The organism is Kitasatospora sp. NBC_01300 (assembly GCF_041435235.1).
In the GTDB taxonomy this organism is placed as follows: Bacteria; Actinomycetota; Actinomycetes; order Streptomycetales; family Streptomycetaceae; genus Kitasatospora.
Genome location: NZ_CP108408.1, coordinates 7,511,609 through 7,534,180 on the forward strand (window position 1 = coordinate 7,511,609; position 22,572 = coordinate 7,534,180).

General features: G+C 72.8%; 16 protein-coding genes. 14 read left to right on the forward strand and 2 right to left on the reverse strand.

Annotated features, from left to right (window positions below):
* Positions 1-8 precede the first annotated feature (8 nt).
* The gene (locus OG556_RS32480; RefSeq protein ID WP_371523012.1) at positions 9-1,262 is read right to left on the reverse strand and encodes an SLC13 family permease; all 1,254 of its coding nucleotides are present in this window, start codon (positions 1,260-1,262) and stop codon (positions 9-11) included.
* A 176-nt stretch (positions 1,263-1,438) separates the two neighbouring features.
* Between OG556_RS32480 and OG556_RS32485 the strand changes: the two genes are divergently transcribed.
* From OG556_RS32485 to hypE, 14 genes are all read left to right on the forward strand, one after another.
* On the forward strand, positions 1,439-2,494 hold the full coding sequence (locus tag OG556_RS32485; protein WP_371522449.1) for a hydrogenase expression protein HypE: 1,056 nt from the start codon (positions 1,439-1,441) through the stop codon (positions 2,492-2,494).
* Between the two features lie 87 nt (positions 2,495-2,581).
* The gene (locus OG556_RS32490) at positions 2,582-4,366 is read left to right on the forward strand and encodes a nickel-dependent hydrogenase large subunit (protein ID WP_371522451.1); all 1,785 of its coding nucleotides are present in this window, start codon (positions 2,582-2,584) and stop codon (positions 4,364-4,366) included.
* On the forward strand, positions 4,363-4,824 hold the full coding sequence (locus OG556_RS32495; RefSeq protein ID WP_371522453.1) for a thioredoxin: 462 nt from the start codon (positions 4,363-4,365) through the stop codon (positions 4,822-4,824). Before OG556_RS32490 ends, OG556_RS32495 begins: the two co-directional genes overlap by 4 nt.
* Complete coding sequence (locus OG556_RS32500; protein WP_371522455.1) at positions 4,821-5,468, forward strand: DUF5947 family protein; 648 nt, start codon at positions 4,821-4,823, stop codon at positions 5,466-5,468. The genes OG556_RS32495 and OG556_RS32500 overlap by 4 nt, the downstream gene beginning before the upstream one ends.
* A complete protein-coding gene (locus tag OG556_RS32505) occupies positions 5,465-6,181 on the forward strand; it encodes a DUF6084 family protein (protein WP_371522457.1) in 717 nt (238 codons plus the stop codon). Before OG556_RS32500 ends, OG556_RS32505 begins: the two co-directional genes overlap by 4 nt.
* Positions 6,178-7,548, forward strand: coding sequence for a hypothetical protein (locus OG556_RS32510; protein WP_371522459.1), 1,371 nt, complete (start codon positions 6,178-6,180; stop codon positions 7,546-7,548). Before OG556_RS32505 ends, OG556_RS32510 begins: the two co-directional genes overlap by 4 nt.
* On the forward strand, positions 7,545-8,060 hold the full coding sequence (locus OG556_RS32515) for a hydrogenase maturation protease (RefSeq protein WP_363588691.1): 516 nt from the start codon (positions 7,545-7,547) through the stop codon (positions 8,058-8,060). Before OG556_RS32510 ends, OG556_RS32515 begins: the two co-directional genes overlap by 4 nt.
* Positions 8,054-8,167 (forward strand): hypothetical protein, encoded by a 114-nt coding sequence (locus OG556_RS32520; RefSeq protein WP_371522461.1) that lies wholly within the window; start codon positions 8,054-8,056, stop codon positions 8,165-8,167. Before OG556_RS32515 ends, OG556_RS32520 begins: the two co-directional genes overlap by 7 nt.
* Before the next feature lie 233 nt (positions 8,168-8,400).
* Positions 8,401-8,781, forward strand: a complete 381-nt coding sequence (gene hypA / locus OG556_RS32525) for a hydrogenase maturation nickel metallochaperone HypA (protein WP_371522463.1) — start codon at positions 8,401-8,403, stop codon at positions 8,779-8,781.
* Positions 8,782-8,786: 5 nt separating this feature from the next.
* Complete coding sequence (hypB, locus tag OG556_RS32530; RefSeq protein WP_371522465.1) at positions 8,787-9,605, forward strand: hydrogenase nickel incorporation protein HypB; 819 nt, start codon at positions 8,787-8,789, stop codon at positions 9,603-9,605.
* Complete coding sequence (gene hypF, locus OG556_RS32535; RefSeq protein WP_371522467.1) at positions 9,602-11,935, forward strand: carbamoyltransferase HypF; 2,334 nt, start codon at positions 9,602-9,604, stop codon at positions 11,933-11,935. Before hypB ends, hypF begins: the two co-directional genes overlap by 4 nt.
* Before the next feature lie 60 nt (positions 11,936-11,995).
* Positions 11,996-12,313 (forward strand): HypC/HybG/HupF family hydrogenase formation chaperone, encoded by a 318-nt coding sequence (locus OG556_RS32540; RefSeq protein ID WP_371522469.1) that lies wholly within the window; start codon positions 11,996-11,998, stop codon positions 12,311-12,313.
* Positions 12,310-13,434, forward strand: coding sequence for a hydrogenase formation protein HypD (gene hypD / locus OG556_RS32545; RefSeq protein ID WP_371522471.1), 1,125 nt, complete (start codon positions 12,310-12,312; stop codon positions 13,432-13,434). The genes OG556_RS32540 and hypD overlap by 4 nt, the downstream gene beginning before the upstream one ends.
* A complete protein-coding gene (gene hypE / locus OG556_RS32550; protein WP_371522473.1) occupies positions 13,427-14,524 on the forward strand; it encodes a hydrogenase expression/formation protein HypE in 1,098 nt (365 codons plus the stop codon). Before hypD ends, hypE begins: the two co-directional genes overlap by 8 nt.
* A gap of 178 nt (positions 14,525-14,702) precedes the next feature.
* Here the strand turns inward: hypE and OG556_RS32555 are convergent, their stop codons facing one another.
* The gene (locus OG556_RS32555; protein WP_371522475.1) at positions 14,703-22,421 is read right to left on the reverse strand and encodes a hypothetical protein; all 7,719 of its coding nucleotides are present in this window, start codon (positions 22,419-22,421) and stop codon (positions 14,703-14,705) included.
* Between the last annotated feature and the right edge of the window lie 151 nt (positions 22,422-22,572).

The window sequence follows — 22,572 nt, forward strand, 5'->3', positions numbered from 1 at the left end:
CCCGCCTGTCAGCCTCCCAGGGCCCGCAGCGACACCCACAGCGCCAGGACGGACAGCACCAGCGCCGACGGGACGGTGAGCAGGCCGAGGCGGGTGAACTCGCCCAGCCGGACGGTGCTCCCGTGCTGCTGGACGATCTTGCGCCACAGCAGGGTGGCCAGGGAGCCGGCGTAGGTGAGGTTGGGGCCGATGTTCACGCCGAGCAGCATCGCCAGCACCGCACCCGGGCCGGAGGCCGCCGTCAGCGGAAGGAGGACCAGGACGGCGGGCAGGTTGTTGATCACGTTCGCGAGGACGGCGGCCAGCACGGCGACCGCGAGCAGGGACGGCAGGCCGGTGCCGGCGGGGACCACGTGGCCGAGCGCGGCGGCGAGGCCGTTGTCGACGACGGCGCGGACGACGATCGCGAGGGCGACGACGAAGGCGAGGAACGGAACGTTCGCGGCCCGGACGACCGCCGTCGGCGTGATGCGGCGCCGGGCGAGCGCCCGGCCGGCCAGCACGAGGGCCCCCGCCGCGGCCGCCCACGCCGGATTGACGCCCAGTGCGGAGGTCAGGACGAACCCGCCGAGCGTGCAGGCCACCACGACGAGCGCGAACAGCGGCAGCTCGGGGGCCGCCTCGTCCGGCGGCGGCGGGGCCCCGCTGTCCAGGTCGGCGGCGAAGAACCGGCGGAAGACCACGTACTCGGCGCCGATCGCCACCAGCCACGGCAGGGCCATCAGCGCGGCGAACCGGGTGAAGCTCAGGCCGCTGGCCGCGAACGCCAGCAGGTTGGTCAGGTTGGACACCGGAAGCAGCAGCGACGCGGTGTTCGACAGGTGCGCGCAGGCGTAGACGTGCGGCTTCGGCCGGGCGCCGAGCCGGGTGGCGGTCGCGAAGACCACCGGGGTCAGCAGCACCACCGTCGCGTCCAGGCTCAGCACCGCGGTGATCACCGAGGACAGGGCGAACACCTGCACCAGCAGCCGTCCGGGCCGCGCGGCGGTCCGGGCCATCCACGCCCCGCAGGCGTGGAACAGCCCCTCCTCGTCGCACAGCTGTGCCAGTACCAGCACCGCCGCCAGGAACCCGACCACCGGCCCCAGCCGTTCGGCCTCCTCCAGCGCGTGCGCGGGCGATATCGCGCCGGTGGCGATCAGCAGGGCGGCGGCGGGCACCGCGACGGCGGCCTCGGGCCAGCCCCACGGCCGGACGACGGCGCAGGCCAGCACGGCCAGCAGCAGTACCAGGGCCAGGCCCTCCGCGAGCGGGGTGTTCAGTGCGGGCTCCCTTCGGGACCAGCCGAGTCCGGCTGACGGCCACCCGGACGGGTGCGCCGGCTTGCGTCCCTTCGAGCGACCTGCCCGGTTCTCTGGACCGGCGGCCGGACTGAACTGCTGCTATGAATTTTTTGAGCCTATCTGTTCGGCTCCCGTTTTTTTGAGGAGGCATCCTCATGGGTGCGGTTGCAACAACTTCAGCCGACGCCGCCGTGGTGCACATTCTCTGGATCAATGCCGGTCTGAGCTGCGACGGGGACTCGGTCTCCCTGACCGCGGCGATGCAGCCCAGCATCGAGGAGATCGTCACCGGCGCACTCCCCGGCCTGCCGAAGGTCGCCGTCCACTGGCCGCTGATCGACTTCGAGTGCGGTCCGGTCCAGGGCGCGGACAACTTCGTGGAGTGGTTCTTCAAGGCGGACCGCGGCGAGCTCGACCCCTTCGTCCTGGTCGTCGAGGGTTCCATCCCGAACGAGACGATCAAGGAGGAGGGCTACTGGTGCGGTTTCGGCGACAACCCGGACACCGGCCAGCCGATCACCACCAGTGAGTGGCTGGACCGGCTCACCCCCAAGGCCACCGCGGTGGTCGCCATCGGGACCTGCGCCACCTACGGCGGCATCCACGCGATGGCCGGCAACCCGACCGGTGCCATGGGCGTGCCCGACTACCTGGGCTGGGACTGGAAGTCCAAGGCGGGCCTGCCGATCGTCTGCGTGCCGGGCTGCCCGATCCAGCCCGACAACTTCGCCGAGACGCTGACCTACCTGCTGTACCAGCTGGCCGGTTCCGCGCCGATGATCCCATTGGACGACAAGCTGCGTCCGGCCTGGCTGTTCGGCGCGACCGTGCACGAGGGCTGCGACCGCGGCGGCTACTACGAACAGGGCCAGTTCGCCACCGACTACGGCACGCCGGAGTGCCTGGTGCGCCTCGGCTGCTGGGGCCCGGTCGTCAAGTGCAACGTCGCCAAACGCGGCTGGATCAACGGCATCGGCGGCTGCCCCAACGTCGGCGGCATCTGCATCGCCTGCACCATGCCGGGCTTCCCCGACAAGTTCATGCCGTTCATGGACCCGCCGCCCGGCTCCCGGGTCTCCACGGGCGCCAGCTCGGCGTACGGGGCGCTGATCCGCCGCCTGCGCACGATCACGGGCCGGACGGTCGACCAGGAGCCCAAGTGGCGGCACACCGGGCGCCGCCTGACCACCGGTTACCGCCCGCCGTGGTGACCCCTCTCCCTTCGGCCCGCCCGCCCCGCCCGGGGCGGGCGGGCCGTTGCAGAGCCTCCTCCCGCTGACAGAAGGGCATGACAGACGATGGCACCGACGACCAGGACGGCCGGCGACGGCAGCGGTCTGGTGGAGATGTCCTGGGACCCGATCACCCGGATCGTGGGCAGCCTGGGCATCCACACGAAGATCGACTTCAAGCAGAAGAAGGTCGCGGAGTGCTACAGCACCTCCTCGGTCTTCCGCGGCTACAGCGTCTTCATGCGCGGCAAGGACCCGCGCGACGCGCACTTCATCACCAGCCGGATCTGCGGCATCTGCGGCGACAACCACGCCACCTGTTCGGTCTACGCGCAGAACATGGCCTACGGGGTCAAGCCCCCGCACCTCGGCGAGTGGATCATCAACCTCGGCGAGGCCGCCGAGTACATGTTCGACCACAACATCTTCCAGGAGAACCTGGTCGGGGTCGACTACTGCGAGAAGATGGTCCGCGAGACCAACCCCGGCGTCCTGGAACTGGCCGAACGCACCGAGGCACCCCACGCCGGCGACCACGGGTACCGCACCATCGCCGACATCATGCGCTCACTGAACCCCATCGAGGGCGAGTTCTACCGCGAGGCGCTCCAGGTCAGCCGCTACACCCGGGAGATGTTCTGCCTGATGGAGGGCCGCCACGTGCACCCCTCCACCCTCTACCCCGGCGGCGTCGGCACGGTGGCCACCGTCCAGCTGTTCACCGACTACCTGACCCGGCTGATGCGCTACGTGGAGTTCATGAAGAAGGTCGTGCCGCTGCACGACGACCTCTTCGACTTCTTCTACGAGGCCCTGCCCGGCTACGAGGAGGTCGGCCGGCGCCGCGTCATGCTCGGCTGCTGGGGCAGCCTCAACGACCCGGACCACTGCGACTTCACCTACCGCAACATGACGGACTGGGGCCGGCGGATGTTCGTCACCCCGGGCATCGTGGTGGACGGCAAACTCGTCACCAACGACCTCACCGAGATCAACCTCGGCATCCGCATCCTGCTCGGCAGCTCCTACTACCAGGACTGGCAGGGCAAGGAGCTCTTCGTCACCCACGACCCGCTGGGCAACCCCGTCGACCCCCGCCACCCCTGGAACCAGCACACCATCCCGGCCCCGCAGAAACGCGACTTCGACGACAAGTACAGCTGGGTGATGTCCCCCCGCTGGTTCGACGGCAAGGACTACCTCGCCCTCGACACCGGCGGCGGCCCGATCGCCCGCCTGTGGTCCACCGCGCTCTCCGGACTGGTCGACATCGGCTACATCAAGGCCACCGGACACAGCGTGCAGATCAACCTGCCGCGCTCCATGACCAAGCCGGAGACCACCTTCGAGTGGAAGATCCCGCAGTGGAGCAACGCCATCGAACGCAACCGCGCCCGCACCTACTTCCAGGCCTACGCGGCCGCCGCCGCCCTGCACTTCGCCGAGAAGGCGCTCGACGAGGTCCGGGCCGGGCGCAGCCAGACCTGGGAGCGCTTCGAGGTGCCGGACGAGTCGATCGGCTGCGGCTTCACCGAGGCCGTACGCGGCGTGCTGTCCCACCACATGGTGATCCGGGACGGCAAGATCGCCAACTACCACCCCTACCCGCCGACCCCGTGGAACGCCAGCGTTCGCGACAGCTTCGGCACCCCCGGCCCCTACGAGGACGCCGTCCAGAACACCCCGATCTTCGAGGAGAACCCCCCGGAGACCTTCAAGGGCATCGACATCATGCGCGCCGTGCGCAGCTTCGACCCCTGCCTGCCCTGCGGCGTCCACATGTACCTGGGCGACGGCCGAACGGTGCAGACCATGCACGTGCCCACCGGGCTGAGCGGACTCACCGCATGACCCCGGAACAGGCGGGGGCCCGCATCCAGGAGGCCCTGGACCAACTGGCCGGCGCCGACGCGCAGGAGGCCGGCGAGCACCTCGTCCGCGAACTGATGGCCCTCTACGGCGACGCCCTGGCCCGCCTCGTCCAGGCCCTGCCGCCCACCGCGCTGGCCCGGCTGCTGGACGAACCGTCACTGGCCGGGCTGCTCGTCCTGCACGACCTGCACCCCGAGGACGTCACCGCCCGCATCACCCGCGCACTCGCCACCCTGCCCGAACCGGTCGACCTCGCCGCCTTCGACCCCGCCACCGGCACCGCCCGGCTGCGCCGCACCCGAAGCGGCTGCGGGTGCGGCGAACAGGACATCGAGAACGCCCTGGCCTGCCACGCCCCCGAGGTCACCGCGGTCGAACTCGAACGCCCCGCGGAACTGCTGCAGATCGGCGCTCGGCCCCCGGCGGACCCGCGATGACCTTCCGCCAGCTCGACCGGCCCGGCACCGCGCTGCTGCGCCGGCTGCGGGAGCCCGCACCCCCGCAGCCGCAACGCTGCGAGTTCTGCGGACAGCACCTGCCCGCCGAGCACCGCCACCTGGCGGACACCGACCAGCAGGCGCTCACCTGCTCCTGCACCGCCTGCGCCCTGCTGTTCCAGCAGCCCGGCGCGGCCGACGGCCGCTACCGCGCCGTCCCCGACCGCTACCTGACCGACCCGGCGCACCCCCTCGGCGAGGACGCCTGGGCCGCCCTCGGCATCCCGGTCGCCACCGCGTTCCTGCTGCGCACCACACGCCAGCAGCGGTCCGTCCTGCTCTACCCCGGCCCGGGCGGCGCGACCGAGGCCGAACCCGACGAGGCCGCCTGGCAGGCCGCGCTCGGCGCCAGCCGTCTCCACGCCGCACTGCGGCCGGACGTCGAGGCGCTGCTGTTGCGGCGCGACACCGACGGCATCCAGTGCTACCTGGTGCCGGTCGACGTCTGCTACGAACTCGTCGGCCGACTGCGGCGCTGCTGGAAGGGCTTCGACGGCGGGGCCGAGGCACGCGCCGAACAGACCGCCTTCTTCGACCGCCTGGCCGCCCGGTCCCGCGTCCTCCCCGAAGGCGGCGCCCGGTGACCTCGATCTCCTTCGCCTGCACCGGAGTGCGGGCCGACCCCTACGCCGCCGGGCCCGCCCTGGTCTTCCGGCTGCGCATCACCGCCCCCGCCGACGTGCGGGTGCACGCACTGGCGCTGCGCTGCCAACTGCGGATCGAACCGGCCCGGCGCCGCTACGGCGACGCCGAGGGCGGGCGGCTGACCGACCTGTTCGGCGAGCGCTCACGCTGGGCCGGCACCCTCCACCCGGTCCAGTTCGCCCAGGTCCCGCTGCTGGTCGGCGCCTTCACCGGCGAGACCGAGACGGACCTGGTGGTGCCCTGCACCTACGACATGGACGTCTCCGCCGCCCGCTACCTCGCCGCACTGGACGACGGGGACGTGCCGCTGCTGCTGCTCTTCTCGGGCACCGCCTTCGCCGGCCCCGGCGGCTTCCAGGTCACCCCGGTGGCCTGGGACCAGGAAGCCGCCGTGCGGATGCCGGTCAAGGTCTGGCGGGAGGCGATCGACGCGCACTTCCCGGGCTGCGGCTGGCTCCGGCTGCCCGCCGACCTGATGGCCGAACTGCTCGCCTACCGCTCCCGGCACGCCCTGCCGTCCTGGGAGGCCACCGTGCGCGAGCTGCTCGGCACGGCCCACGCTGCGAAGCCGCCCCGGACCGCAGCCACGACCCATGCCTTGAAGCCACCCCAGGCCGCCGAGGCGGCCCAGACCGCGAAGGGGGAGCGGTGACCGCGCCCGCCCACGAGAGCGAGAACAGGTTCGCCCACGCCCGGCAGATCGCCGACGCCGTCCTGTTCGAGGGCTACGTGCTCTACCCCTACCGGGCGTCAGCGGCCAAGAACCGGCTGCGCTGGCAGTTCGGCGTCCTGACCCCGCCGCGTTACGGCGCCGACAGCGGCGAGCACTCCCACCAGCGCACCGAGTGCGTGATGGAAGCGCGCCAGGGCGACCGGCTGGCCGTCGAGCTGCGGTTCCTGCGCCTCCAGCGGCGGACGGTCCAGGAGGCCGGCCGACAGGGTGGATTCCGGACCGTCGATGAGCTGGAGCTCGCCGACCGGGTGCTCGTCCCCTGGGACGAAGGGGTCGAGGAGCGGATCGAACTCCTCGTCCCGGTCGAGGAACTGGCGGCCGGCGAGGCCGTCCGCGGCTTCGAACTCGACGCGGCCGAGGACGAGGAGCCGCTCGTCGAGGACGGTGCGTTGGCCGGGCGGCTCCTGCGCCGCCGCGAACGGGTCCAGGGCCGACTGCGGATCACCGCCGAGGACGTACCCGGCCCCTACCGGGCGCAGCGGCTGACCGTCCTGGTGGAGAACACCTCCGACTGGGACCCGACGCCCGGCACCCGGCGCGAGGCCGCACTGGCACACGCCCTCGTCTCGGCCCACCTGCTGCTCGGCCTCGACCGCGGCTCCTTCCTCTCGGCGACCGACCCGCCCGAGTGGGCGGGCGAGGCGGTGCGCGCCTGCCGCAACGAGCACACCTGGCCCGTGCTGGCAGGCCCGCCCGGCAGCGGCAAGGTGCTGCTCTCCTCGCCGATCATCCTGGAGGACCACCCGCACATCGCGCCCGAGAGCCCCGGCGCGCTCTACGACGCCACCGAGATCGACGAGATCCTCGCGCTGCGCACCGCGGCCCTGACCGAGCGGGAGAAGCGCGAGGCGCGGGGCACCGACGACCGGGCCGGCGCGGTGATCGACCTCGCCGACTCGATGCCCCCCGAGATCCTGGAGCGGCTGCACGGCGCCGTCCGGGGGCTGCGCGAACTCACCGATCCCGAAGCCGGGGCGGACCGGCCCTGGTGGGATCCGGGCAACGACCCGCAGACCGACCCCGAACGGGACGAGGTGGTGATCGACGGCCGCCCGGTCGCCGCCGGCAGCCGGGTGCGGCTCCGTCCTGGGCGCCGCCGCACCGACGCCCAGGACGTGTTCCTGCACGGGCGCACCGCGCTGGTGGAGGCGGTGCTGTACGACGTCGACGGTTCGGTGCACCTGGCCGTCACCGTGGACGACGACCCGGGCGCCGACCTGTGGCGGGCGCAGGGCCGGTTCCGGTACTTCCAGCCCGACGAGGTCACCCCGGTGGAGGGGGCGTGAGCGCCGACCGGACCGGGCGGGTCCTGGTCGCCGGGGTCGGCAACATCTTCCTCGGCGACGACGGCTTCGGGGTCGAGACCGTCCGGCGCCTCGCCGCCCGGGAGCTGCCCGCCGGCGTCGAGCTCCTCGACGTCGGCGTGCGCGGCGTGCACCTGGCCTACCAACTCCTCGACGGCTACCGGACGCTGGTGCTCGTCGACGCCACCGCGCGCGGCGGCGAGCCGGGGACGGTGTACCTGATCGAAGCGGACGCCGGACCGGTGGAATCGATGGTCCTGGACGGCCACCGGATGGGCCCGGACGCCGTGCTGGCCCTGCTCGCCACCCTGGCCGCCGGAACGGGCGGCACCGCGCCCGGGCGGGTCCTGGTGGTCGGCTGCGAACCCGCCTCGCTGGAGGAGGGAATCGGACTGAGCACCCCGGTGGCCGCCGCCGTCGACGAGGCGGTCGCCGTGATCCTGCGCGTCCTCACCACGGACGCACACACCCACAGAGAGGCGGCACCATGCTGAAGAACCTCGCCGTCGCGGCCGGCGCGGCCGTCCTGGCCGCGGCCGCGGCGCTGATCTGGCAGAGCCTTCCCGACCTGAGGCGCTACCTGCGGATCCGGCGGATGTAGGAGCGGAAGCGGTAGTGGAGCAGTACGCACGGGGGCCACCGCCGGCCTGCTGCGAACAGGTAGTCACGGATGCGGCGGCGGCGCGGCTTCGAGCCGTTCCCGCCGCCGCACCCTGTAATGGGGCCTGTTGCTCACGGGGCCTGTTGCTCACGGGGCCTGCTGCTCACGGGGCCCGGACACCGGGCCCGCGCCCCCAGGGAGCCGGGCGCCTCCAACCGCGGGAAACGAGACAGATGCACGAGATGTCGATCGCGACGGCCGTCGTCGACCAGGTGGACCGGGCCGCCCGCGCACACGGGGAGAGCGCCGTGGCCAGAGTCCGGCTGCAGGTCGGCGAACTGGCCGGAGTCGTCCCGTCGGCACTCGACTTCTGCTTCGAACTGGCCTGCGCAGGAACGCTGTTGGAAGGTGCGGTGCTGGAGACCGAGGCCGTCGCCGCACGGGCGAAGTGCACACCCTGCGGGGTCGAGTGGAGCGTCGGCATGCCGCCCGACCTGGGCTGCCCGCGCTGCGCCGGCGGCAGGGTCGAACTGCTGGCCGGGCGTGAACTGCAGATCCTCGGCGTCGAGTGGTCCGAGCCCCCGGCGGGCGCCCGGACCGATCAAGGAGGCTGAAACCGATGTGTCGCACCGTTGATCTCCGGCAGGCGGTTCTCGCCCGCAACGACGACGACGCCCGGCGGCTACGGGCGGAACTGGCCGCTCGGGGCACCGTCGTGGTGAACCTGCTGTCCAGCCCGGGCAGCGGCAAGACGGCGCTCCTGGAGGCCGAACTCGGCCTGGCCCGGGAGCGCGAGGTGCCCGTCGCGGCCCTCACCGCCGACCTCGCGACCGAGAACGACGCGCGTCGGCTGGCCCGTTCGGGCGCGCCGGTCAAGCAGGTCCTCACCGACGGCCTCTGCCACTTGGAGACGGCGATGCTGCGCGGGCACCTGGCCGGCTGGCTGCCGCCGGACACCCGGCTGCTGTTCGTCGAGAACGTCGGCAACCTGGTCTGCCCCGCCTCCTACGACCTCGGCGAATCGCTGCGGGTCGTCCTCGCCTCGGTCACCGAGGGAGAGGACAAGCCGCTCAAGTACCCGACCGCCTTCGGACTGGCCAACCTGGTGCTGGTCACCAAGGCGGACCTCGCGGTGGCGGCGCAGTTCGACGAAGCGGCCTTCCTCGCGAGCGTCGCGCGGGTCAACCCGGGGGTGGAGGTGGTCTTCACCTCGGCCCGCACCGGGCAGGGCGCCGGGGCGCTGCTGGACCGGGCGCTCGCGGTGCTGGCCGGCGCGCAGGTCCACCGGCCGGTGATGGCCGGCGCTCACGACCACGACCACGGCAACCACCATCACGACCACAGCAACCACCACCACCACCACGATCACGACCACGGCAACGACCACGCCCACGCGGGGGCCCACGACCACCCGCACCCGGCCGTGGACCTGCCGTGACCACGGACCAGCAGCCGCCCCTGCTCCAGCGCCGCCGGGTCGCCGTGCGCGGACTCGTCCAGGGCGTCGGCTTCCGACCGTTCGTCTTCACCCTCGCCACCGAACTCGGGCTGTCCGGCAGCGTCACCAACACCGGCGAGGGCGTGCTCGCCGAGATCGAGGGCCCCGGCGAGGCGGTGACGGCGTTCTGCCGACGCATCGCCAGCGACGCGCCCCCGCTCGCCGACGTCGCCTCGGTGGACCACCAGCCGCTGGCCGTCACCGGCACACCGGGCTTCGTCATCACCCCCTCCCGCGCCGACGGACCGCACCGCACCCAGATCCCCCCGGACACCGCCACCTGCGCCGACTGCCTCGCCGAACTGGCCGACCCCGCCGACCGTCGCTACCGGCACCCGTTCATCAGCTGCACCAACTGCGGGCCCCGCCACACCATCGTCACCGCCCTGCCGTACGACCGGGCCAACACCACGATGGCGGCCTTCGCGATGTGCCCCGACTGCGCCCGCGAGTACGCCGACCCGGCCGACCGGCGCTTCCACGCCCAGCCCGTCGCCTGCCACACCTGCGGCCCGACCCTCACCCTGTCCGTCCCCGGGCTCCCCGTGCTCGACGGCGAGCAGGCGCTCACCGAGGCCCGGCGCCTGATCACCTGCGGAGCGGTCCTGGCCGTCAAGGGCATCGGCGGTTACCACCTGGCCTGCGACGCCACCGACGCGGACACCGTCGCCCTGCTGCGCCGACGCAAGCGGCGCGGCGACAAGCCCTTCGCCCTGATGGCCCGCGACCTCGACCAGCTCAGGGCCCTGGCGGCGGCCGGGGCGGTGGAGCTGGGGCCCGTCGAGGAAGACCTGCTCACCGGCCTGGTGCGGCCGATCGTGCTGCTGCGCCGGGGGGCACATCGGCTCGCGGAGCTGGAAGCAGCCGCTCCGCGCAGCCCCGACCTCGGCGTCCTGCTGCCGTACACCCCGCTGCACCACCTCCTGCTCGCCCCTCCCGGCCCCGGGCTGCTGGTCATGACCAGCGCCAACCTGTCCGGCGAGCCCATCGTGACGGACGACCGGGAGGCCCTCGCCCGCCTCGCCCCGCTGGTCGACGGCTGGCTCACCCACGACCGCCCCATCCACGTGCCCTGCGAGGACTCCGTGGTGCGGGTGGTGGACGGGCAGCCGCTGCCGGTACGGCGCTCGCGCGGCTACGTGCCGCTCCCGGTGCCCCTGCCGGTACCGGTGCGGCCCGCGCTGGCCGCGGGCGGCGACCTCAAGAACACCTTCGCGCTGGCCCGGGACGGCTACGCCTGGCTGTCCGGCCACCTCGGCGACATGGACGACCTCGCCACCCTCCGGGCCTTCGACCGCGCGGTCGACCACCTCGGCGCCGTCACCGGCGTGCAGCCCGAAGTGCTCGTCGTCGACCGCCACCCCGGCTACCGCTCCGCCCGGCACGTGCGCAGGTCGGCCCGGGGCCGTGAGGTGCGGTACGTCCAGCACCATCACGCGCACATCGCCTCGGTGATGGCCGAACACGGCCTCGACGGAACCCGGCCCGTGATCGGGATCGCCTTCGACGGCACCGGTTACGGAGTGGACGGCGCGGTGTGGGGCGGAGAGGCGCTGCTGGCCGACTACCGGGGCTTTCGGCGTCTCGCCGGACTCGACTACGTTCCGCTGCCGGGGGGCGACGCGGCCGTGGTGCGCCCGTACCGGATGGCGCTGGCCCATCTGCGGGCGGCAGGAATCCCGTGGGCGGCCGGCCTGCCGCCGGTGTGCTCCTGCCCGGCTGAAGAACTCCGGCTGCTGTCACAGCAGTTGGACCGATCGGTGAACTGCGTGCCGACCTCCAGCATGGGCCGGCTGTTCGATGCGGTGTCCTCGCTGGCCGGGGTATGCCAGCAAGCCGGGTACGAGGCGCAGGCGGCGATCGAGCTGGAGGCGGCCGCCCTCGCGCACGGGCCGGTGGTCGGCCCGGGAGAGGGCTACGCGTTCCAACTCGTCGACGAGGGCGCGGTGGTGACCGCCAGACCGGGGCCGGTGCTGGCCGCGGTGGTGGCGGATCTGGCGGCAGGGGCGCCGCCCGGGTTGATCGCGGCGCGGTTCCATGCGGCGGTGGCCGCGCTGGTGCGGGCGGTCTGCGCCGGGATCAGGCGGCGGCACGGCACCGAGACGGTCGCGCTGAGCGGCGGCGTCTTCGCCAACGCGCTGCTGTCCTCGGCGTGCGCGCGGGGCCTGGCGGAGGACGGGTTCACCGTGCTGCGGCACCGCCGGGTGCCGCCCAACGACGCGGGGCTCGCGCTCGGCCAGTTGATGGTGGCGGCGCGGGCCGACGGCTGAGTGGCCGTCCGCACGGAGTTCGGCAGGTTCGGAGGAACCGGAGAGAGGAGGGAGACCGCGATGTGCCTGGCGGTACCCGGAAGAGTGTTGGAGATCGCGGAACGCGACGGGACCAGGATGGCGGTCGTCGACTTCGGCGGGGTCGTCAAGGACGTGTGCCTGGAGTACCTGCCGGACCTGAAGGTGGGCGAGTACGCCATCGTCCACGTCGGGTTCGCGCTGCAGCGGCTGGACGAGGAGTCGGCTCGCCGGACCTTGCAGCTGTTCGAGGAACTCGGCCTGCTCCAGGAGGAGTTCGGCGACCCCTGGGAGGCCGCGGCGGCCTCCGCTGCCGCGGCAGCCTCGGAGGCCTCGGCGAAGCAGGAGGAGGAGCGGTGAGATACCTGGAGGAGTTCCAGAACCCCGAGCTGGCCGGCGGCCTGCTCGCCGACATCAGGGCGACGGTCACCCGGCCGTGGGCGCTGATGGAGGTGTGCGGCGGCCAGACGCACAGCATCATCCGACACGGGATCGATCAACTGCTGCCACCTGAGGTCGAGTTGATCCACGGACCGGGCTGCCCGGTGTGCGTCACCCCGCTGGAGGTGATCGACAAGGCGCTGGAGATCGCGGCCCGGCCCGAGGTGATCTTCTGCTCCTTCGGCGACATGCTGCGGGTGCCCGGTACCGGTCGTGACCTCTTCCGGGTGCGCGGCGAGGGCGGCGACGTCCGGGTGGTGTACTCCCCGTTGGACGCGCTGCGGATCGCCGAGGAGAACCCGCACCGGGAGGTCGTCTTCTTCGGCATCGGCTTCGAGACCACCGCACCACCCAACGCCATGGCGGTGCACCAGGCCAGGAAGCGGGGCATCGGCAACTTCAGCATGCTGGTCTCGCACGTACGGGTGCCACCCGCCATCGAGGCCATCATGAACTCGCCGCAGTGCCGGGTCCAGGGCTTCCTCGCCGCCGGACACGTGTGCAGTGTGATGGGGACCGACGAATACCCCGCGCTCGCCGATCGCCACCGGGTGCCGATCGTCGTCACCGGCTTCGAACCGCTCGACATCCTGGAGGGAATCCGGCGCACCGTACGGCAGTTGGAGAACGGCGAGCACACCGTCGACAACGCCTACGCGCGGGCCGTGCGCCCGGAGGGCAACCCGGCGGCCCGGGCCATGCTGGAGGACGTCTTCGAGGTGACGGACCGGGCCTGGCGCGGCATCGGCGTCATCCCGGACAGCGGCTGGCGGCTCTCCCCGCGCTACCGCGACCACGACGCCGAGCACCGCTTCGACGTCGCGCGGATCACCACCGTCGAACCCGCGCAGTGCCGCAGCGGGGAAGTCCTCCAGGGGCTGCTCAAGCCGCACCAGTGCGAGGCCTTCGGCACCGCCTGCACCCCGCGCACCCCGCTCGGCGCCACCATGGTCTCCAGCGAGGGCGCCTGCGCCGCCTACTACCTCTACCGGCGGCTCGACGCGCCGGGCATCGCCCGGGAGGCGAGCCCCGTTGGCTGAGACCCAGACCCAGACCCAGCCCCTGAGCGGCGCCGGCGGCGCCCCGGACATCCTCGGATGGAGCTGCCCACTGCCGCTGCGCGACCACCCCCGGGTGGTGATGGGGCACGGCGGAGGCGGGGTGCTGTCGGCCGAACTGGTGGCGAACCTGTTCGCCCCGGCCTTCGGCGGGCCGGTGCTCGCCGGGCTCGCGGACTCGGCGGTCGTCGAGCTCGGCGGCGCCCGACTCGCCTTCTCCACCGATTCCTACGTCGTGCGGCCGCTCTTCTTCCCCGGCGGCAGCATCGGCGACCTCGCGGTCAACGGCACCGTCAACGACCTGGCCATGAGCGGGGCCCAGGCGGCCTACCTGTCCTGCGGCTTCATTCTGGAGGAGGGCGTGGAGACGGCCGTGGTCGCGCACGTCGCCCAGGCGCTGGGCGCCGCCGCCCGGGCCGCCGGGGTGGAGGTGGTCACCGGCGACACCAAGGTCGTCGAAGCCGGGCACGGAGACGGCGTGTACGTGAACACCGCCGGCATCGGGCTCGTCCCCGCCGGAGTCGACATCCGGCCGCAGCGCGCCGCACCCGGTGACGTGGTGATCGTCAGCGGTGAGATCGGTCTGCACGGCGTGGCCATCATGAGCGTGCGCGAGGGCCTGGAATTCGGTGTCGAGATCGAGAGCGACTGCGCAGCCCTCGGCACACTGGTGGCCGCGATGCTGGCCGTCACACCCGACCTGCACGTGCTGCGCGACCCCACCCGGGGCGGTCTCGCGGCGGCGCTCGGTGAGATCGCCGAGGCCGCCCGGGTGGGCGTCGTGGTGAACGAGCGGGCCGTCCCCGTGCCCGCGCAGGTCGCCAACGCCTGTGCGATCCTCGGCCTCGACCCGTTCTACGTCGCCAACGAGGGCAAGCTGGTCGCCTTCGTCCCGCGCGAGCACGCCGACGCCGTCCTCGCCGCGATGCGGGCGCACCCGCTGGGCGCGCGCTCGGCCGTGATCGGCGAGTGCGTGGTGGACCACCCCGGCATGGTCGTCTGCCGCACCCCCTTCGGTGGCACCCGCGTCATCGACCTGCCGATGGGGGAGCAACTCCCGCGGATCTGCTGAGGGTTCCGCCCGCCTCGTGCGGGTGAGGGACAAGGATCGGGGCTCGTACCGGCTTCACCGGTACGAGCCCCGACCCTTGTCCAGGGCGGGCGATCAGCCCGGGGTACCGAGGCCACACTGTCCGACGGAACCGGGATCCTGCCGGTCCCAGGTGTGCCCGGGACCGGCAGGACGGCGGTCAGCGGCGGGTCCGGCGGAGCGTCAGCAGCAGGCCGCCCGCGGCGAGCATCGCGAAGGCCGCCAGGCCCGCCAGGGGCATGGGGTCCGACCCGGTGGGGGGCAGCGGGCCGCCGGTGGGGCTGGGAGAGGGCTGCGACGGGTTGACGGTGATGCCGGTGGCACATGGCCCACCGGTGGTCGCCGACGGCTCCGGCACCTCCTGGGCCGAGCGACGCGATCGGTTCGGCGAAGCGGGGCAGTTGCTGCCGTCGCCGAGCGAGACGATCCGGTTGTCGAGGCGCTTGCCGCCGGCGTCGGACTTGACCGTGAAGGTGTAGACGAGGGTCTCGGTGGCTCCGGGGCGGAGGTCGAGCGTCCAGGTCAGCCGCGGCGGGCTGTAGGAGATCCGACCGATGGTGGCGTGGGCGTCACCGTCGTAGCCGGCGGCGTCCAGGACTCCGGCGAAGTCGTCGACGACGACGGCGCCGTGGTAGGTGCTGCCGGCGCGGTTCGTGGCGGTGACGGTGTAGGTGACCTTGTCACCGGGGTTGGGCTTGGCCGGGGAGACCTGCTTGACGAGGTGCAGGTCGTGTCGGACGGTGATCGGCTCGGTCGGGGTGGCCACGGCCGTGTGCGTGGGCGTCGCCGGGTCGGGGCCGCCGGTGACGACGGCGGAGTTCACCGGCACCTCCGTCGCGTCCGGCGAGAGGGTCCCGCTGAGGGTGTAGGTCGCGGTGGCGCCGACGGCCAGGTCGATCGCCGGGCAGGTGGCGACGCCGCCGCTGTCCGGGCAGGGCGTGCCGTCGGCGTCGGAGGTCAGCACCGGGTGGTCCACCTGCTGCGGGAACCGGTCGGTGACCACGACGTTGCGCGCCCGCGAGGGGCCGTCGTTGGTGACGCTGACCCGCCAGGAGATCGGCGCGCCGGCCACGACCGGGGAGGTCAGCAGCACCTTGGAGACCGTCAGACGGGCTTCCTGGACCGGCGGACCGGTCGGCGAGGCGACCGCGGTGTGGGTGGGTGTGGCGGGGTCGGGCCCGCCGGTGACGACCGCGGTGTTCACCGGTGTGCTGGTGGCGGCGGGGTCGAGTGTGCCGGTGAGCGTCCACGAGTGGGTGGCGCCGACCGGGATCTGGACGGTGGGGCAGGTCGCGACCCCGGCCGTGACGGGGCAGACGGCGCCGTCGGAATCCGAGGTCAGCGAGGCACCGGACACCCCGCCGGGCACCCGGTCGGTGACGACCACGTCCCGCGCCTGGCTGGGGCCGTTGTTGGTGACCGACACCCGCCACTGGATCTGCTGCCCGGGCACCACCGGGTTCGTCAGCAGCACCTTGGAGACGGTCAGACGGGCCTGCTGGACCGGCGGACCGGTCGGCGAGGCGACCGCGGTGTGGGTGGGTGTGGCGGGGTCGGGCCCGCCGGTGACGACCGCGGTGTTCACGGGCGTGCTGGTGGCTGCGGGGTCGAGTGTGCCGGTGAGCGTCCAGCTCGCGGTGCCCCCGGCGGGGATCTCGACCGCCGGGCAGGTGGCGACACCGGCGGCGATGACGCAGCTGGCCCCGCTCGTGTCGTCGGTCATCGCGGGGTTGTCGACGCCGTCCGGGATCCGGTCGGTGACCACGACGTTCCGGGCCCGGGAGGGGCCGTGGTTGGTGACCGTCACCCGCCACTGGATCGGGCCGCCCGGCACCACCGGATCGGTGAGCAGGATCTTGGAGGCGGTCAGGTTCGCCTGCGGCGACGGGGTGGCGGTGGGCGAGGCGATGGCGGTGTGGGTGGGCGTCGCGGGGTCGGGGCCGCCGGTGACGGTGGCGCCGTTGGTGGGAGTGACCGTGGCGTTGGGGTCGAGGACGCCGCTCAGGCCGTAGCTGTGCGACTGGCCGACCTCCAGCTCGATGGCCGGGCAGGTCGCGACGCCGCCCGAGACCGTGCAGGCGGCCCCGTCGGTCTCGGACGTCATGGTCGGACTCGATACTCCCGCCGGGATCCGGTCCGTGACGACGACGTTCCGGGCCCGCGAAGGACCGTTGTTCGTGACGGTGACCCGCCACTGGATCTGCTGCCCGGGCACCACCGGATTCGTCACCAGCACCTTGCCGAGCGACAGGTTCGCCTGCGGGGTGACCGCGCCGGTGGGGCTGGCGACCGCCGTGTGCGTGGGTGTGGCCGGGTCCGGACCGCCGGTGACGGTCGCGCTGTTCCCGGGCACGGTCGTGGCGTCCTGGGCGAGCATGCCGGTGAGGGTGAAGGTCGCCGTCGCGCCGACCGGGATCTCCACCGCCGGGCACGTGGCCGTGCCGGTGCTGACCGGGCAGGACGAGCCCGTGGCGTCCACGGTCATCATGGCACCGACCACCTGGTCCGGGATGCGGTCGCTGACGACCACGCCGCGGGCGGTCGACGGCCCCCGGTTGGTGACGGCGACCCGCCACGAGATCGGCCGGCCGGGCACCACCGGGTCGGTGAGCAGGATCTTCGTCACGGTCAGGTTCGCCTGCGGCTGGGCCGTCTCGGTCGGAGTCGCCGTCGCCGTGTTGTTCGACGGGTTGGGGTCCGGGCCGCCGGAGACGGAGGCGACGTTCACGGGCGTGCCGGTCGCGGCGGCGTCGAGCGTTCCGGTGACGGTGTAGGAAGCGGTGCCGTCGGCCGGGATCTCGATGGCCGGACAGGTCGCCGTGCCGCCGGCGATCGGACACGGCGTGCCGTCAGCGTCGGCGGTCACGGCCGGATTGCGGACCTCCGCCGGGACGGTGTCGGTGACGACCACGTTCCGGGCCCGGGAGGGGCCGTTGTTGGTGACCGTCACCCGCCACTGGATCGGGCCGCCCGGCACCACCGGGCTCGTCAGCAGCACCTTGGCGATCGACAGGTCCGCCCGCGGGGACGGCGAACCGGACGGGGTCGCGACGGCGGTGTGTGTCGGAGTGGCCGGGTCGGGACCACCCGTGGCGGTCGCGGTGTTGGTGGGAGTGGTGGTCGCGTTCGGGTCGAGCGTGCCGGTGAGGGTGTACGACTCCGACTGTCCGACGGCGAGCTCGATGGCGGGGCAGATCGCCTGGTTCCCGGTGATCGGGCACGGGGTGTCGTCGGCGTCCGCAGCCATGGTCGGGTCCAGGACGCCGGCGGGGACGGTGTCGGTGACGACCACGTTCCGGGCCCGGGAGGGGCCATTGTTGGTGACCGTGACCCGCCACTGGATCGGGCCGCCCGGCACTGCGGAGCCGGCGACCAGCACCTTGGAGAGCGTGAGGCTGGCCTGCGGCGAGGGCGAGGCGGACGGGGTCGCGACAGCGGTGTGCGTGGGCGTTGCCGGGTCGGGGCCGCCGGTCACGATGGCGGTGTTGGTGGGTGTGGTGGTCGCGTCCGAGGCCAGGGTGCCGGTGAGGGTGTACGACTGCGACTGGCCGACGGCCAGATCGATGGCCGGACAGGTCGCCCGGTTCCCGGTGATCGGGCAGAGGCTGCCGTCCGTGTCCCGGGCCAGGGACGGGTTCGCGACGCCGTCAGGGACGGTGTCGGTGACGACGACGTTCCGGGCCGTGCTCGGCCCGTTGTTGGTGACGCTGACCCGCCACTGGATCTGCTGTCCGGGCACGACCGGGTTGGTGAGCAGCACCTTCGATACCGCCAGGCTGGCCTGTCCCGAGGGGGTGGTGGTCGGCGAGGCGACGGCGGTGTGGGTGGGCGTCGCCGGGTCGGGGCCGCCGGTGACGATGGCGGTGTTGGTGGGTGTGGTGGTCGCGTCCGAGGCCAGGGTGCCGGTCAGCGTCCAGGAGACCGAGCCGCCCACGGGGATCTGAACGGCAGGGCAGGTCGCAGTCCCGGACGTGATCGGGCAGTTGGCGCCATCAGCGTCCGCCTTCATCGAGGCAGCCGTGACACCGGCGGGGACCTGGTCGGTCACCACGACGTTCCGGGCTTGCGACGGCCCGTTGTTGGTGACGCTGACCCGCCACTGGATCTGCTGCCCGGGCACGACCGGGTTGGTGAGCAGCACCTTCGACACCGCCAGGCTGGCCTGTCCCGAGGGGGTGGTGGTCGGCGAGGCGACGGCGGTGTGGGTGGGCGTCGCCGGGTCGGGGCCGCCGGTGACGATGGCGGTGTTGGTGGGAGTGCTCGTCGCGTTGGCGTCGAGGGTGCCTGTCAGTGTCCAGGTGAGTGTTTGACCGACGGGGATGTTCACCCCCGGACAGGTCGCCGCGCCGTTGGTGATCGGGCAGGTCGTGCCGTCTGCGGCTGCCATGTTGGCGTTGGTTACGCCGGTTGGTACCTGGTCGGTGACGATGACGTTGCGGGCTTGGCTGGGGCCGTTGTTGGTGACGCTGATCTGCCACTGGATTTGCTGTCCGGGGACGACCGGGTTGGTGACGAGCGCCTTCGAGACGGTCAGGTTCGCTTGCGGCGACGGCGAGTTGGTTGGAGATGCGACGGCGGTGTGTGTGGGTGTGGTGGGGTCGGGGCCGCCGGTCACGATCGCGGTGTTGGACGGTGTCGTGGTGGCGTCCGGGCTGAGGGTGCCGGTGAGTGTCCAGGTGAGCGAGCCGCCGACGGGGATTTCGACAGCCGGACAGGTGGCAGTCCCGTTGGTGATGGGGCAGTTGGTGCTGTCAGTGTCGGCCTTCATCGACGCGCCGGTCACTCCGCTGGGGACCGTGTCCGTCACCACGACGTTGCGGGCGCGCGAGGGTCCGTTGTTGGTGACGGTCACCTGCCACTGGATCTGTTGCCCGGGCACCACCGGATTCGTGAGCAGCGCCTTCGACACCGTCAGGCTCGCCTGATCGGAGGGGGATGCTGTGGGGGAGGCCACGGCGGTGTGCGTGGACGCGGAGGGATCCGGACCCCCGGTGACGATGGCCGTGTTGGTGGGTGTGGTGGTCGCGTTGGTGTCGAGGGTGCCGGTGAGTGTCCAGGTGAGTGAGCCGCCGACGGGGATTTCGACAGCCGGACAGGTGGCAGTCCCGTTGGTGATGGGGCAGTTGGCGCCGCCGGTGTCGGCGGTCATGGAGGCGCCGGTCACTCCGCTGGGCACGGTGTCGCTGACGACGACGTTGCGGGCGCGCGAGGGTCCGTTGTTGGTAACGGTCACCTGCCACTGGATCTGCTGTCCGGGCACCACCGGGTTGGTGAGCAGGACCTTGGAGACGGTCAGATTGGCCTGCGGTGAGGGCGAGTTGGTCGGCGAGGCGACGGCGGTGTGGGTCGGGGTCGTGGGGTCGGGTCCGCCGGTGACGATGGCCGTGTTGGTGGGCGTGGTGGTCGCGTTGGCGTCGAGGGTGCCGGTGAGTGTCCAGGTGAGTGAGCCGCCGACGGGGATTTCGACAGCCGGACAGGTGGCTGTCCCGTTGGTGATGGGGCAGTTGGTGCCATCAGTGTCGGCCTTCATGGAGGCGCCGGTTACTCCGCTGGGAACCGTGTCCGTCACCACGACGTTGCGGGCGCGCGACGGCCCGTTGTTGGTGACGGTCACCTGCCACTGCACCTGCTGTCCCGGCACCACCGGGCTCGTCAGCAGAGCCTTCGACACTGTCAGGTTCGCCTGCGGCGACGGAGCGGCGGTCGGTGAGGCCACCGCCGTCCGCGTCGGGGTCGCCGGGTCGGGTCCGCCGGTGACCGTGGCGATGTTGGTGGGTGTGGTGGTGGCGTCGGGCGACAGCGTGCCGGTGAGCGTCCAGGACAGTGAGCCGCCGACGGGGATCTCGACGGCGGGGCAGGTTGCTGTTCCGTTGGTGATGGGGCAGTTGGCGCCGCCGGTGTCGGCCTTCATGGAAGCGCCGCTCACCCCGCTGGGTACGGCGTCGCTGACCACCACGTTCCGCGCCCGCGACGGCCCGCTGTTGGTCACCGTCACCCGCCACTGGATCTGCTGTCCGGGCACCACCGGGTTGGTGAGCAGGACCTTGGAGATGCCCAGGGTGGCCTGTCCGCCCGGCGGGATCGGGTTCGCGGTGCTGGTGCAGTTCGGGGTGCAGCCCGGGTCGGTGGCGCCGCCCGGCGGGGTGACGGTGGCGCGGTTGTCGAGCGAACCGGTGGCGTCGGCCGGGACGGTGCCGGTGAGCGTGTAGGTGACCTGGCCGCCGGCCGCGATGTCGACGGTGGTGTCGATGTTCCCGGTGCCCGACGCGCTGCTGCCGCAGCTGCTGCCACTGGCGGCCGCGCAGGTCCAGGTGAAGTTCTGGATGGAGGCGGGCAGCGTGTCCCTGACGCCCACTCCGGTGGCGTCGGAGGGGCCGCTGTTCTTCACCACGATCGTGTAGGTGAGCGGCTGGCCGGGGATGTACGGGTTCTTGTCCGGGGTCTTGGTGACGGACAGGCCGGTGGTCGGCCGCGACGGGGTGTCGAGGGTGGTGGAGCAGGTCGGGCCGCAGTTGGGGTCGGTGCTCGCCGCGGGGCGGGTGACCGTGGCGGTGTTGCTGAGCGTCCCGGTGGTCGAGGACGGGACGGTGCCGGTGACGGTGTAGGTGACGCTGTCGTTGGCCGCGATGGTGGCCGTGGTGTCGAGGCTGCCCGAGCCGCTCGACGTGCCGCAGGCGCTGTTCGCGGTGGCGGCCGCGCAGGTCCAGGTGAAGCCCGAGAGCGCGGACGGCAGGGCGTCGCGGACGGCCGCGTCGACGGCGGGAGCGGGGCCGGCGTTGCGGACGGTGATGGTGTAAGTCAGCGGCTGGCCGGGGACGTAGCCGGCCTTGTCGGCGGTCTTGGTGATGGACAGGCCGACCGTGGTCTGCCACTCGATGACGACCTCGCCGTTGCCGCCGTTGGAGTAGCCGCCGCCGTCGCCGATGCCGCGCACGTACTGGGCGTCGGTGCGGCCGCCCGAGGTGCCGCCCTGGCCGTTGCCGGCGCTGTTGGTGCCGTTGGAGGTCTGGGTGTTGGTGACGCCGGTGCCCCGGTTGTAGCCGGAGCCGCCGCCACCCATGCCGTTGGCGTCCAGGGTGCCGGAGCGCTGGCAGGCGCCGCCGCCACCGCCGTAGTAACCGCCACCACCGCCGCCACCGCCTTCGTAGCCACTGTTGCTGGCGCCGCGGCCGCCCTGGTACTGGCTGCCGGCGGTGGCGGCCGCGCAGGCCGTCTGGGTGGCCGCTGGGCCGCCCGCGGTCTGGGTACCGCCCCGGCCGGAGGCGGCGGGCTGGTTGTCCTGGCCGCCGTTGGTGCCGCCGCCGCCACCGGCCGCCGGGGTGGTCGCGTCGGCGCCGGGAGAGGAGCCGCCGCCACCACCGGCGATGAGCAGCGGAGTGGTCCCGTAGGCGCCGTTCCACACGGCGCTCAGCCCGCCGCCGCTGCCGCCCGTCGCGCTGGCGCCGGAGGCGTCCGTGAAGCCCTGGCCGCCGGCGCCGCCGCCGCCGTACGTCGAGCTGGTGCTGTTCAGCACGCCGCCCTGCCCGGAGGTGACGGTGAGCCGCTGGCCGGGCGTCACGGCGAGGGTGCCGGTGGTGTAGCCGCCGCCACCGCCTCCGTACTGGCCGGTGTAGTAGGGGCGGGGGGAGCCGGCGCCGCCGGCGCCGAAGACGCGGGCGTAGACGCTGCTCACCCCGGCCGGCACGGTGAAGGTCTGGTCACCGCCGCTGTAGGTGAAGCGGACGCAGTTGGTGTTGGTGCCGGAGGGTGTGCAGGAGGCCTGGGCGCGGTTCCGTTCGACGAGGCGCGGGGCGGTGTGCTGCGGGTGCACGGAGGCGGCGAGGGCGAACCCTCCTTGCGGCACCAGGCACAGCAGGGCGAGGACGCCACGCAGCAGCATGGACACTGGACCGTCGACCAACGACCGCACCGGACGCACCGGCGCCTCCTCTCGCGATCACGCGTCAGCACGCGTGCGCGACCAGGAATAACCGAGGTCACAATGGGCAGCGGCCACTCACGACCGTGTCATCTGATCATTACGTGAGAAT